General features: G+C 60.8%; 11 protein-coding genes and 1 tRNA gene. 8 read left to right on the top strand and 4 right to left on the bottom strand.

Annotated features, from left to right (window positions below; genetic code table 11):
- The first annotated feature begins 1 nt into the window (after position 1).
- From AC1DYQ_RS01545 to AC1DYQ_RS01580, 8 genes are all read left to right on the top strand, one after another.
- Positions 2-1,279 (top strand): class I SAM-dependent methyltransferase, encoded by a 1,278-nt coding sequence (locus AC1DYQ_RS01545; RefSeq protein WP_477685283.1) that lies wholly within the window; start codon positions 2-4, stop codon positions 1,277-1,279.
- A 95-nt stretch (positions 1,280-1,374) separates the two neighbouring features.
- The gene (locus AC1DYQ_RS01550) at positions 1,375-1,848 is read left to right on the top strand and encodes a chalcone isomerase family protein (RefSeq protein ID WP_477685284.1); all 474 of its coding nucleotides are present in this window, start codon (positions 1,375-1,377) and stop codon (positions 1,846-1,848) included.
- On the top strand, positions 1,845-3,158 hold the full coding sequence (locus AC1DYQ_RS01555; protein WP_477685285.1) for an MFS transporter: 1,314 nt from the start codon (positions 1,845-1,847) through the stop codon (positions 3,156-3,158). The genes AC1DYQ_RS01550 and AC1DYQ_RS01555 overlap by 4 nt, the downstream gene beginning before the upstream one ends.
- Positions 3,155-3,703, top strand: a complete 549-nt coding sequence (locus AC1DYQ_RS01560) for a DUF3833 domain-containing protein (protein WP_477665677.1) — start codon at positions 3,155-3,157, stop codon at positions 3,701-3,703. The genes AC1DYQ_RS01555 and AC1DYQ_RS01560 overlap by 4 nt, the downstream gene beginning before the upstream one ends.
- 6 nt (positions 3,704-3,709) lie before the next feature.
- A complete protein-coding gene (locus AC1DYQ_RS01565) occupies positions 3,710-4,501 on the top strand; it encodes an SDR family NAD(P)-dependent oxidoreductase (protein ID WP_477685286.1) in 792 nt (263 codons plus the stop codon).
- 6 nt (positions 4,502-4,507) lie between these two features.
- Complete coding sequence (locus AC1DYQ_RS01570; RefSeq protein ID WP_477665679.1) at positions 4,508-4,945, top strand: nuclear transport factor 2 family protein; 438 nt, start codon at positions 4,508-4,510, stop codon at positions 4,943-4,945.
- Positions 4,946-5,499: 554 nt separating this feature from the next.
- Positions 5,500-7,041 carry a hypothetical protein gene (locus tag AC1DYQ_RS01575; RefSeq protein WP_477665680.1) on the top strand — a complete coding sequence of 514 codons (1,542 nt, stop codon included), beginning with the start codon at positions 5,500-5,502 and terminating at the stop codon, positions 7,039-7,041.
- Positions 7,025-10,645 carry an AAA family ATPase gene (locus AC1DYQ_RS01580; RefSeq protein ID WP_477685287.1) on the top strand — a complete coding sequence of 1,207 codons (3,621 nt, stop codon included), beginning with the start codon at positions 7,025-7,027 and terminating at the stop codon, positions 10,643-10,645. The genes AC1DYQ_RS01575 and AC1DYQ_RS01580 overlap by 17 nt, the downstream gene beginning before the upstream one ends.
- Before the next feature lie 109 nt (positions 10,646-10,754).
- Here the strand turns inward: AC1DYQ_RS01580 and AC1DYQ_RS01585 are convergent.
- From AC1DYQ_RS01585 to AC1DYQ_RS01600, 4 genes are all read right to left on the bottom strand, one after another.
- A tRNA-Gly gene (locus AC1DYQ_RS01585) sits at positions 10,755-10,828 on the bottom strand.
- 58 nt (positions 10,829-10,886) lie between these two features.
- Entirely contained in the window at positions 10,887-11,336 is a 450-nt protein-coding gene (locus AC1DYQ_RS01590) for a DsrE family protein (RefSeq protein ID WP_477665682.1), read from the bottom strand.
- A 139-nt stretch (positions 11,337-11,475) separates the two neighbouring features.
- Entirely contained in the window at positions 11,476-13,023 is a 1,548-nt protein-coding gene (locus AC1DYQ_RS01595) for a tripartite tricarboxylate transporter permease (RefSeq protein WP_457280202.1), read from the bottom strand.
- Positions 13,023-13,445: a tripartite tricarboxylate transporter TctB family protein gene (locus AC1DYQ_RS01600; RefSeq protein WP_457280964.1), complete on the bottom strand. Its 423-nt coding sequence runs from the start codon at positions 13,443-13,445 to the stop codon at positions 13,023-13,025. Before AC1DYQ_RS01600 ends, AC1DYQ_RS01595 begins: the two co-directional genes overlap by 1 nt.
- Positions 13,446-13,703 lie beyond the last annotated feature (258 nt).

Raw genomic sequence — 13,703 nt, forward strand, 5'->3', positions numbered from 1 at the left:
CATGAACGCCGTTACCCGCACCGTCCAAGGCCTTGCGTTTCCAAATGATGCGCCGGCCGCCGCCCGAAGCGCGCTGCGCCTGCTGCAAAACCTGCGCCACGGCGCGCTGACCCTGCACCTGCCCGACGGCTCGCAGCGCCGCTTTGGCGAGCACCCACAGCAGCATGACATGCATATGCCCGGACACCCCAGCGCCAGCATCACGTTGCACAACTGGAAGGTGTTCGGTGCCGCGCTCAAGTCCGGCGACATCGGCTTTGCCGAGAGCTACATCGCCGGGGACTGGAGTACGCCCGACCTGACCGAACTGCTCAAGCTGTTCTCCGCCAACCGCCGGGAGGTCGACGCCATGATCTTCGGCACATGGTTCGGGCGGCTGCTGTACCGCGTCAAGCACCTGCTGCACCACAACAGCCGCGCGAACAGCCGCAAGAACATCCATGCCCACTACGATCTGGGCAACCCGTTTTACCGCTTGTGGCTGGATGAGACCATGAACTACTCCGGCGCCTGGTTTGACGGCGATCTTTCGCGCCCCTTGCCCGAGGCGCAGAACGCCAAGGTGCGCCGCGCGCTGGACATGGCCGGCGTGAAGCCCGGCGACCGCGTGCTCGAAATCGGCTGCGGCTGGGGCGCGCTTGCCGAGCAGGCCGCCGTCGAACGCGGCGCGGCCGTGGTGGGCGTGACGCTGAGCACCGAGCAACTGGCCTATGCCAATGCCCGCATGCAGCGCCTGGGCGCCGGCACCGGCGCGGGCGGGCGGGCCGACCTGCGCCTGCAGGACTACCGCGACATCCCGGACGCGCCGTTTGATGCGATCTGCTCCATCGAGATGGTGGAGGCTGTGGGCCAGGCCTATTGGCCCACGTACTTTGCCGCCATGAGCCGCCTGCTCAAACCCGGCGGGCGGGCCTGCGTGCAAAGCATCGTGATCAACGACGCGCTGTTCGACCGCTATGTCGGGTCGACCGACTTCATCCAGCAGTACATCTTTCCCGGCGGCTGCCTGCCGTGCCCGCGGGAATTCCGCCGCCAGGCCCAGGCGGTGGGGCTGGAGGTGGTGGACGAATTCGCCTTCGGCGCGGACTACGCCGAGACGCTGCGCCGCTGGCGCGACGCCTTCATCGCCCGCAAGGCCGAGGTGGCGGCGCTCGGCTTTGACGAACGGTTTATGCGCATCTGGGAGTTTTACCTGGGCTACTGCGAGGCTGCCTTTGACACGGGTGATATCAACCTGATGCAGTACACCTTGCGAAAACCTGAAGCGCTTTCGATATGAAAAACGCATCTGCTTGCGCGATATTGGCGGTCATTGGGTGCTTGTCTTGCTTGCAAGTTCAGGCTCAGCCTCTGCCGCAAGAGCTACGCTCCGCCTTGCCTGTAGCCATCCTGTCGGGTCAGGCTAATTTGAAATTCTGGGGCCTTGAGGTTTACCGGGCGACCCTCTGGGTCGCACCAGGATTCGACGGGCCAGCCTATGAAAAAAGCCCGTTTGCGCTGGAGCTGGCTTACCTGCGTGACTTCAAAGGGGCCGACATTGCCCGGCGATCCATTGCGGAGATGCGCCGCCAGGCGGCCATCACCCCGGCGCAGGAAGCCGCCTGGGAAAATCAGATGCGTGCGCTGTTCCCGGATGTCGGCGCCGGCGATCGCATCACCGGCGTGCACCAGCCCGCCACGGGCGCGGTGTTCTGGAGCAACGGCCGCCTGCTCGGTGAAGTGCGCGACCCGCTGTTTGCCAAACTCTTCTTCGGCATCTGGCTGTCACCGCAAACCTCCGAGCCGCAAATGCGCCGCGCGCTGCTGGCGCAGGAGAAATCCCCGGCCCCGGTGGGTGCCGCACCATGAATCCCTCTATGGCCGCGCGCATCGAAGCGGAGCCCCGGGTTCTGGGTCTGAGCGGCGGGGCGCGCTACGGCCTGCTGGGGTTGCCCCTGGCGTTTTGCGCCCTGCCGCTTTATGTCTTGATGCCCAATCTGTACACGCGCCATTGGGGCGTCTCGCTCGCGGCTTTGGGCGCCGTGCTCCTGGGCGCACGTCTGCTCGATGCGGTCATCGATCCGTTGTTGGGCCGCTTGTGCGATCGACTCTATGTCGTATCGCTTCGCGCCGTGCTGGTGATGGGCGCATTGGCCGGAGCCGTTCTCGCCGTGGGATTTTCTTTTTTGTTTGTGCCGTTGGTGAGTGATCCCACCGCACTGCTCTGGTGGGCGGGGTTCTGGCTGGTCGTGACCTACGCGGCCTACAGCGCTTTGTCTATTGCGCACCAGTCCTGGGGCGCCATGCTGGGCGGCGACGCGCTGTATCGCAGCCGCGTGGTGGCCTGGCGCGAAGGGCTGGGCCTGGTGGGCGTGCTGCTCGCGTCGGTCACGCCCGCGCTGCTGGGCGTGCCCGTCATGCTGGCCCTGCTGGTCGCCGGCCTGGCAGTCGGCTGGTGGGCCTGGCGTGCGGCGCCCCGGCCTGGGCGCCGCCATGCGGCGACAACCGCTGCAGACACAACGGCCGGCGTGCTCCGGCATCCGTGGCGCAATCCCGACTTTCGCCGCCTCCTGGGCGTCTACCTGCTCAACGGCATCGCCAGCGCCATCCCTGCCACGCTGGTGCTGTTTTTTCTGCAAGACCGTTTGTTGGCCAGCGAGGCCATGCAGTCCGCCGCGCTGGCCGTGTACTTTGTGTGCGGCGCGCTGTCCATGCCGCTGTGGCTGCGCGGGGTCAAGCGCTGGGGGCTGGTGCACAGCTGGCGCTTTGGCATGCTGCTGTCCATTGCGGTTTTTCTGGGCGCGAGCCGGCTGGGCGCGGGCGACGCATCCTGGTTTTTGCTGGTGTGCGCCTTGTCGGGCGCGGCTTTGGGCAGCGACCTGGTCCTTCCCGGCGCGCTGCTGGCCGGCGTCATCGCCAGGGCCGGTGACCGCGGTCGCGCCGAAGGGGCTTACTTCGGCTGGTGGAACTTCGCCACCAAGCTCAATCTCGCGCTGGCCGCCGGCCTGGCCCTGCCTTTGCTGGGCTGGCTCGGTTATGTGCCCGGCGTGCGGGATGCCAACGCGTCCGCCCTGCTCACCGCCGCCTACTGCCTCCTGCCCTGCGCGCTCAAAGCCCTGGCGGCCGGTGCGCTCCATTTTTTCATCCTCCCAACCACGGCCCAGCCGCACACCCCATGACACAACGCACTTTTTTCCACCGCTCACGCCTTCTCGCCGTCGTGGTGTGCGCCGCCTTGCTGGGCGCATGCAGCACGCCGCAAGTGCAGGACTACGCCAAGGAGGCCCCGGTGCTGGAGTTGAGAGACTACTTCAACGGCACGCTCGACGCCTACGGCATCTTCACCGACCGCTCCGGCAAGGTCGTCAAGCGTTTTAGCGTGGTGATGACCTGCACCTGGAAAGGCGACGCCGGCGTGCTCGACGAAGCCTTCAGCTATTCCGACGGCACGACCCAGCGGCGCATCTGGCGCCTCACGCGCCACGCCGACGGCCGCTACACCGGCCAGGCCGACGACGTCGTGGGCACCGCCGAGGGCCGGCAAAGCGGCAACGCCTTCAACTGGGCCTACACCCTGGCCTTGCCGGTGGACGGCCGGGTCATCAACGTGCAGTTTGACGACTGGATGTACCTCATGAACGACAAAGTCATGCTCAACAAGGCCGCCATGCGCAAGTGGGGTGTGGGCCTGGGCGAAGTGACGCTGTCCTTCATCAAGCGATAGATCAGCATGGCACTGAACTCTCGCATCGCGGACTGGCGCGGCCGCACGGTCTGGCTGGTAGGCGCATCCACCGGCATAGGACGGGCCACCGCTTCGGCGCTGCACGCCCGGGGCGCGAAGGTGGTGGTTTCGGCCCGCGGCGTGGATGCGCTCAACGCCTTCGTCGACGCCCACCCCGGCGCCCTGGCCCTGCCGCTGGACGTCACCGACGCGAGCGAAGTGAAGGCCGTGGCCTCAACTCTGGCCGCGCAGGATGCGTTGGACTGCGTCGTCTACTGCGCGGGCCACTACCACGCCATGGACGCCACCCACATGGACCTGGGTGACCTGCTACGCCACAACGAAGTCAATTACCTCGGCGCGCTCTACTTGCTGGACGCCGTGGTGCCGCAGCTGCTGGCGCGGCCGCCGAACCCGCGCAACGGCCAGCGCGGCCACATCAGCCTCATGGGCAGCGTCGCCGGCTACCGCGGCCTGCCCAACAGCCTGGCCTACGGCCCCACCAAGGCCGCGCTCATCAACCTCGCCGAGACCTTGTACCTGGACCTGCAACCCCGGGGTGTGGGTGTTGCGCTGATCAACCCCGGCTTTGTCAACACGCCGCTCACGCAACAGAACCAGTTCAAAATGCCCGCCTTGATCAGCCCCGAACAGGCGGCCCAGGAAATACTCAAGGGCTGGGCACGCGGAGAATTTGAAATCCACTTCCCCAAACGCTTTACCCTCTGGATGAAAGCCCTGCGGCTTTTGCCCTATTTCCTATTTTTCGCGGCGACCCGCCGCCTCAGGCAGGCCTAGAAATCCATGAACTTCGCCAACTACGCTGTCGACCGCATTGCCGACACCTTCCAGACCCTCACCCCCGCGGGCGTGGAAAAGCTGGGCGCCATCTACGCTCCCGATGCACGTTTTAAAGATCCGTTCAACGATGTGCATGGCTTGCCCGCGATCCAGCAGATCTACAGCCACATGTATGAGACCCTGGAGAACCCGCGCTTCGTCATCACCGGGCGCATCGTGCAAGGCACGCAATGCTTTCTGACCTGGGAGTTCCACTTTGCCTTCAAACGTTTTCAGCGGGGAAGGGCGCAGTGCATCCTGGGCGGCTCGCACCTGGTGCTGGACGGCGAAGGCCGCATCACGCTGCATCGCGATTACTGGGACGCGGCGGAAGAGCTGTATGAAAAGCTGCCTGTGGTCGGTGGCTTGATGAGATGGTTGAAGCGGCGCAGCAGTTCGTGAGGCGGGCAGGCGCGGCGGCTCCTAGTTATGTCAGTGGGTCAATACGCACGTTGGTGCGTCGACCGTTACAGATGCGAATAGATTGCCGCAAAGACACTCTCGCCGTTGGCAGTAAAAGCAGCAATTGGCCTAGCACTGAAGAAGAGGACCAAACTGACTAAGCGAGGCTGACTTCTATCGATTCAAATCCGCAAAGGGTGTGCATTGAGGATGCATCGCCAAGCAAGAGGCTCGAACACCAAAATTAGTTGAATTGTCACCATTCGTGTCAGAATCGCCTGCAAAAGTAGCGGGGAGACTCAATGGTTGCGGTCGCAGAGGTTGACTTGGGTTTGCTAGGGGTACGCCTTCCGCGCGGGGAGGTTGCTATGGTCATCGCGCAACCCCACCTAGTTCTCCTACCGCAGGAGCCCTTTACGTGGACTCTCGCAGAACGACAGCGGGGTCTGCAGTGCATAGATGAAACTCTGGCGGTCTCTCGGAGTTGCGCGCACGGCTTAGAAAAAACTCACTTCACCATCTTTCCCGAATGTACGATTCCAGGACTGGATGGCGTGAATCGCATTACGGCGGTCATGGAAGCTGCCGAGTGGCCAATGGAAACGCTCGTCATCGGCGGAGTGGATGGACTGACTAAAGATCAGTTTGTTGAACTGGTTCAAAAGCCGAATACGACGTATGACATCGTCGAAAACCGACTTGACCGGATACAGGCGCATCAATGGGTGAATTGCGTGGTCACCTGGGCGAAACTGCCGAACGGTGAAGTTCACAGTTGGGTACAGCCGAAGCTCTCCCCTGCTTGGGTTGAACTAGACGTCAATTACATGTCGATGTACCAAGGCCGTTCAATCTACGTGTTTAAAGGCGTCCACTCGAACGCCGATGCCCCGTACCAGTTCGCCACCCTGCTTTGCTTCGATTGGATCGGGTCAACGGATGCGAAGCGAATGTGGGAGTGGCTACTCGATGGGATTGCCACACGGGCTGGCCAGTTAGGCGGCATGCTTCCTCTGACTTGGTTGTTCGTAGCGCAATGCAACCCTGCGCCGTCTCATGCTTCCTTCATGAGCCAGGTGGGGCCATTCTTTGATCCCGCTCAATATCCGAGAGTCACTCGCGACGAGACCTGCTTGGTAATGGCAAACGTCGCCGGTAAGGAGACGCCCGGCAAAGCTGAGAAGTTCGGCCAGTCCGCAGTCATCGTTACACAGAGCCGCTTCTCGCGCCCAAAGTGCATGCCGACATACGGCAACGGAGGTACGCCGCAGCGAGGAGGGGAAATACTAGAGAACTTTCGAGACGCTGTTTTTCGCGAGCGCGGAGCCTGTATTCACTCGTTCTTGGTCATTCATCCGTCAACGCTGCCTCCGGGATCGGCAGGGCGCCGATTCGCGCTACGTGAACCTACCGTACACCCGTTTCATGGCGTGGATGATCCCAGGGCACCCGGAGGCGCTGTACCTGCGGTTGTCAAGTGGATGAACGATGAACTTGATGAGCCTTCAAAGTCATTGGCCACTGCGCACGCACACCTGCCATTGACCGCAGCGGCTGGTGTCGCACACCGGCGGGCGGTCGGTGAGCTACGTAAGCTGAAAGCAGGTGCTCTCGGTTCCACCGTGAACTTTGCGAGTCTCACAGCTTGCAAAGGCACGCCGGACGAATGGACGGGCGGCGAAAGCCATGCTGTGAAGCACCTTCTACACACCTTCTCGATTCTCGACTTGGCTCATTACCCGGCAACATTCCATGGAAACGGGGCTCATGCGACCATCATGAAGGACGATAGCAGTCTGGAGGTTATTGCCGTGATGGGAGCCAGCCATGAGGACTGCGATAGGCACGTGCTCAACTGCTTGCCTGAGCACAGGGGGCAATTGGTGGTTGTCAGCCGAGACGAGGACAACACCCCATGGGACCCGCGTTTCAAGTCCATCTACGATCAAGTCCAAGATGAGCCATCTACCGAAGCGAAATTCACTCAACCAACCAGCGCGATCATTCGCGTTGGTTACCACGATGTGCTTGGCGCGTATCGGAATGCGGCGAACCAAGACAAGTTGAAGGAGGCACTCGATGCAAAGCTCTCCTGAGACTTTGAGCCTACCGGCAGAACTGAGGGCCACTTTGGCGGACCTCATGGGGGGAGCGACGTTCTCTGAAGAGGTCCTCCGGGACGGCTGCCTGCCCGTCGTGATGATGTTGCGCCAACATTCGTTGGCCGCCTTCGCCGTCGGCGACCAAGACGATTATTTGCCGCTGTATGAAGCCTTCAAGAAGCACTACTTGAAGAATAGTGCGCAGTGGTCAACGAAGGACGTGGCCTTCGTGTACTGCCTTCCGGCGGAAGTCACTGTGGACGCAAACTTCTGTTCGCGTGTGGAGGTCGACGTGTACTTCTGCAGGAAATACGTCGTTCGTCTTGACGGTGCCCTGGCCAATAGCTTGGCCAGGTTGCCCTTTCTTCCTCTTTCGCCCATTACTCCAGGCACCCAGACGAGGCCGCCGTCAGCGCAGACACTGCTTCGTCAGCGCAATCTCAAGGCGGACCTTGCTAAGGCGCTCGTGGTGCCGTCGACGAGTAGCGCATCGACAATCCTGCACGGCTGTCTTGCTGGCATCTATGGCCCCTCCGAAGCACTGCAGTCGGTAGCAGGTCCCAGTGCGATTACTGAGACCGGGGAAGACCGGGCTCAAGCCACCCTGAAGTTCATCTCTATCGAGAACTTTCGAGCCTATCGGACGAAGAAGGTGTTCGAACTCGGATCGGCAGTGACCATCCTCTACGGTCCCAATGGCTTCGGAAAGACATCGTTCTTCGATGCCATCGATTTCGCTGTCACTGGTGGTGTCGGTCGCCTCGCCAAGGCACCTGGCGGGCTAACCCGGATCGCAAAGCACCTGGACAGCGGGAGCGACCCCACAGAGGTCTCACTTACGCTGGAGCGGGAAGGCAAGACACATGTCATCACGCGTAATCTTGCTGATTACAACAACGCCTTGGTTGACGGCAAGGTCACACCACGTAAAGAAGTTCTTAGTCTGCTGACCGGCGGAACGACCCCGGGTGCCGATCGAGTAGACAGCCTAGTGGACCTTTTCCGAGCAACGCACCTGTTCAGCCAAGAGAACCAAGAACTCACGCAAGACGTGGCGTCGAAGTGCGAGCTATCGTCAGAGTTGGTCTCGCGGATGCTCGCCTTCGAGGACTACGCGAACGGTCTCAAGAAGGCCGAGGAAGTGCTGAAGCTCGCAGCGCAGGAACACAGCAAGGCAACTAGCGACATAGGCGACACCAAACAGGCCATCGCGCTTGAGCGCAAAGAGCTAGAACGTCTGGAGGGACTTGCTGCCTCGGATACCTCCTCAGAAGCGCTGGACGCCCGCTTCGCTGGTTTGGAGGAAGCTATCTCGGCCGCCGGCTTCGACATCTCCGGGATTGCGTCACGCGACACTAGAGGCTTGAGGGCCATGCTAGACGCTGCGGCGACTGAGACAGTCGCTCAGCGGGCGATGTTGTCGCGGGCTATAGATCACGTCGGGAAGCTCGGCGTTCTTCGCGAGCAACTTGAGCCGATGAGAGTTCAGTTGACTGAGCGGCAGGTCCAACTGCAGCATGCTGAAGCGCAAGAGAAGGAGGCGTCAGAACATCTCGGCACCGTGTCTAGCCAGTTAGCGCAGCTAAAGATGCAGGAACAGGGCTTTCAACTTCGACGGGACTGGTTGAACTGGGCCGTGTCGGTCCAACCCGAGTATGAACAGTTGACAAACCAAGCTCAAAGTCTGGCGGCAGGGCTAAGCGCACTTTCCTCGCGTGTGAGTCAACAACGTGCGAGCTTAGAGCAAGCGCAAGCGGCTCAACTCGAAGCCGTGGCGTTGGTCCAATGGGCCGAGACCGCATTTAAAGCCGCATCGGAGAAGCGAGCTCATTTCCAATCGGTCAGAGAAGTCGCCGCAGCGTGGGAACAAGCTGCGCCAACCCTCGTTAATCTTCTGAGCGCTGAGGCTCAACTACAGGCCTCAATCGAGGAACTTCGCAGGCAACTCAGAGATGTTCGGTTGGACGAACACTCGCAGGAGCTTTCAGTTGCACAGGCCGAGCGGGAGCTTGCAGAGGCCAGCAGCAGCGATTCGAGGCTCAAGGAGCTTATTTCGGAACTTCGCGGCCATGTGGATGGGCCAAATTGTCAACTGTGCGGGCACGACCATGGAAGCACGGAAGGCCTATTGGCAGCCATCGACCGGCGAATGCAGCACGGTGACCGTATCGTCCAGCTTAGCAATATTGCCGTGACACAGCGGGCAGCGCTCTATATGCTTGTAAGCCAAGGTCAAGCACTCGCCGAACGAGTGAAGCAGGAGGAGTTGCAGCTCACGCATGCGCAGACCCAACGGTCGCAATTGGAGCAACAGCGCGCGAACTTCGAGGCGTCGCTGAGCTCAATTGGGATTCCTTTAACCAGCGAGACGTCGCAGCAGACGCAAATCCTCAGTATCAAGGTTCATGAGGATGAGGTGAACGCCGCGGCGGCCATTGGCTCAGCGAGACAATCGCTTGAAACAGCCGAAGCCGTGCTCACAGCTGCCCATGCAGCCGATCAAGCGCTCGGCCAGCAGCGGCAGGCCGCTGAATCAGCGCTGAGCGTTGCACAGAAGCGCTTGACCGAGTTGCTCAATGAAGCCAATCGAGGCTCCATCAATCTGGCAAGCGGCCTCCAGGCTCTGACAGACGCGGAGCGCGCCACCGAAGAACAAAGGATCTTGACAAGCGCGGCCGCCCAATCAGCGAATGAGCACGTCGACCGTCAGAAGGCAACCCAGGCGGCGGCAAAGGCGGCCGTTACTGCCGCTCGAATTAGCCACCAGCAGGCGAATCAAGCTTGGACAGGGCATCAATCCGGCGTTCAGTCGATCTTGTCGGAGCTGGCAGCTGCAAAGTTCGACAGTGCGATTTCGCTGGAGGAGCTCCGTCAGCAAGGGGAAGTCGCCGCAGCACGCGAAGCCTCAGCGTTAGGGTTGCGAGACCGCGTTGCGGAATTGGAGGTGGCCGTTGACACCGCCGCCACTTCCGCCGCATTCGAGAACATCCGCCAGCGCATTCTTGCGAATGAGACAGTGGTTCAGGAAGCTACCGCTCGCGCGCAGCAAGTCCAGCCTTGGGTCGGGTATTTCACTGAGGTCAAGAAACTTCTCAGCACGCAGCAAGCCTTCGCGACCGACCACTTCATCGCCGAGTACGGGCCAAGGACCGCTGTTATTCAACAGCGGCTTCGTCCGGTCTACGGCTTTGGCGAAATTGAGGTGTCCAGCAAGGACGCTGCCATCAGCATCCGTGTCCATCGCAAGGGAGAGACGTTGAGGCCGACGGACTTCTTCAGTCAGTCGCAGGTGCAGACATTGGTCTTGGGTCTGTTTCTCACCGCTTGCAGTTCGCAGACCTGGTCGGGTTTTTCGTCCATCATGATGGACGATCCGGTAACTCACTTCGATGACCTGAACACGTATGCCTTACTCGACCTGATTCTTGGCCTGCAGAGTTCTCCGGAAGGCGAGCGGCAGTTCGTCATCTCTACCTGCGACGAGAAGCTATTGCAGCTAGCTCGCCACAAATTCCGTCATATGGGGACATCTGCGAAGTTTTATCGGTTCCAAGCCATTGGCTCAGAGGGCCCAATGGTGTCCGAAATTTCCGCGTAGCAGTTGCTATTGGAGATTTAAGGGCGTCGTGAAGCTTTTTGCAGCGGCTTCACGCAACGAATGTGAGATTGCTATGTAAATCTTGCTAAATCAAGGACTTACAAGGGTTTGGAGYGGGTGAAGGGAATCGAACCCTCGTATGAAGCTTGGGAAGCTGCCGTTCTGCCATTGAACTACACCCGCGACTCTGTCGATTATAGAAGCGGTCGCCCAGCGGAGCCAGCCAAGCCTGAGCTGTCGATCACGGCCGCAGGTACGCCCAGCCTTCATGCTGCTTCTTCATGATTTCGGTGACGCCGGCGGGCACATAGCTGATGCCGGCGAGCATGTCGTCTTTCGTCAACTTCTGGCCGCGCATGGTGTTTTCGCAGGCGGTGACCTTGATGCCGGCTTTGGCGGCGTCGCCGACGCGCGCGCCGGTGGGAGACTCCAGCTTGAGCATGCCGATGCCGGGCCCGTAGGCGACGATTTCAATGTCGACGTTGGTGGCGCCCACGTCGTCCTGCAGGTTTTTGGCGTTGTTCAGTGCCAGGTTCCACTTGGCTGGGTCGTTGTCGCTGATCTGGATCACAATTCCCGGACGTTTTGTGCCTGTGGCGCCCGCTGGTTGTGCGCGAGCAGCTATCAAAAAAGGAGCGGCAAGGGCTAGCGAGCCGACGGCCCCGGCCTGGATGAAGAGTCTGCGGTTCATGTTGGTGTGTCTCCTGAAGGGGAGGGCTCATTTCAACACAACGGCCGCATGAAACAAGCCCCAAGCTCGTGAGAGGCTTGGGGGCTTTCAGGGTCGGGGGAGAACCGGCGGGCTCTACCGCCTTTGCCTCGCGTCGACCTCATTTACCGCCGGTTGCGGGTAGCGGTACGGCGGGCGCATTGCCGTCCGAGTGGATGTGATGGTCGGGCGCCTTGATCAGCTTGCGGACAAACACCACGACCTGCCACACGACCAGCGTTCCGATCATGGCCAGCAAGGTTCCGCTGATGGGTCTGTTGACGAAGACGCTAAAACTCCCCCGGCTGAGAAGCATGGCGCGGCGGAAATTTTCCTCCAGCATGGGTCCCAGAATGAAACCCAGCAGGAGTGGCGCGGCTTCCATCTCCAGGCGCAAAAACAAATAACCCACCAGGCCGAACACGGCTGTGATGTAGATGTCGTCCAGGCTGTTGTTGATGCTGAAGGTGCCGATGCAGCAGAAAAAGAGAATCGCCGGAAACAGCACGGTGTAGGGAATCTTGAAGACCGACAGCCAGTAGCGCACCAGGGGCACGTTGAGGATGACCAGGAAGCAATTACCCACCCACATACTGGCTACCAGACCCCAGAACAAATCGGGGTGGCTGGCGATCATATTGGGGCCGGGCTGGATCCCCTTGATGACGAAGGCGGCCATCATCAGGGCCATGACGGCATTTTCGGGAATGCCGATGGCCATGAGCGGGATAAAGCTGGTGCGTGCGGCGGCCTCGTCGGCGGCGGCCTGCCCGGCCACGCCTTCGATGCAGCCGGTGCCGATCTCATGCTTGTACTTGCTGAACTTCTTGTCGGCGGCGTAGGCGGCGAACTGGGCAATCGTGGGGCCGCCGCCGGGCAGTATGCCCAGGACCGAGCCGATGATGCTGCCGCGCAGGGCGCTGGGGATGATGCGCTTGAACTCGGGCCAGGTCGGCATGAGCTTGATCTCGCCGTTGAACGGGGTGAGCACGTTTTTGTTGTCGAGATTTTTCACCACCTCTGCAATGCCGAAGCAGCCCAGGGCGATGCTGATCAGGCCAATCCCGTCCATCAGGAACGGCAGGTCCATGGTGTAGCGCGCAGTGCCGCTGTTCACATCGGTGCCGACCATCCCAAGCAGGACGCCAACCATGGCCATGGCCAGGCCGTTGAGCAGGCTGCCGCTGCTGACAAAGCTCACGCAGAAAAACCCCAGCAGCATGAGGGCGCAGTAGTCAGCCGGCCCAAACAGGAAGCCCACTTCACCCAGTGGTTGAGCCAGGGTCGAAAGCACCACAATGGCCACGGTGCCGCCAATGAAGCTGGAAATGCCCGCGGTGAACAGGGCCAGGCCGGTCTTTCCCTTGAGCGTCATCTGGTAGCCGTCTATACAGGCGACGATGCTGCTGGCATGCGGGATCTTCATCGTGATGGCGCTCACGCTGTCGCCATATTGGGCCCCGTAGTAAATGCCGGCCAGCATGATGAGTGCGCCGCCGGTGGGAATGGAATAAGTCAGGGGCAGCAACAGGCTGATGGTCGACAAAGGGCCCAATCCCGGCAGCAGTCCGATGAGTGTGCCCACCGTGCAGCCAAGGGCGCAATAAAGAAGGTTTTGCCAGGTCAGCGCATGCTCGAAACCCAGCGAGAGGTTATGCAGGATGTCCATCAGTAGAGGGGCAGGCTAAGGCCGAGAAAGTTTTTGAAGGCAAAGGCAACCAGGATCAGGCCCACCGAGATCTTGATGTTGCGCACCACGGAGTACGACGTACCTGCAAGCGTGGAACAAAACACCAGAAAGATGATGGCCAGGATCATGTTGATGTAGTGGGAGATCACTGCAAACCCGACGAGGCTCAGCAGAATGAGGGCGATATTTTTGACGCCGTAATCCAGGGGGACGGGGTCATAGAAGTGCGAGCGCACCACCGTGAGAACGCCAATCACAAACAGCAGGGAGCTCACGATCAAGGGGAACATGCCGGGTCCGGACCGGCTTAATTCGCCTACTGTGTAATTCAGCGACACTCCGCCAAAGAGCAGGGCGATCGCCATGAGGCAGAGGCCCCGCACGAAGTTGCGGTTCTTCATGTTCATAGGGGTTTGCTCCATGGCTGCGCCGCTGCGGGCGTTGTCACAAACGGGGGGTGATTCATCCGTGTCTCCTTGATGGTGGCCCTGCCTTTGGCTGGTGCACAAGTTGCAACCGGCTGGGGCGTTTGGGATGGAGCGGATGTTAGGAAGCGAGGCTTCCAATCGGCTTTCGTTTTACGCAGCCGAACTCAAAATACGTGTTATCACTAACAGGGCCGGTGGCGCCTGCGGCACTGCCGGCCACGGCTCAGCCGT

The organism is Polaromonas sp. P1_F4 (assembly GCF_056405675.1).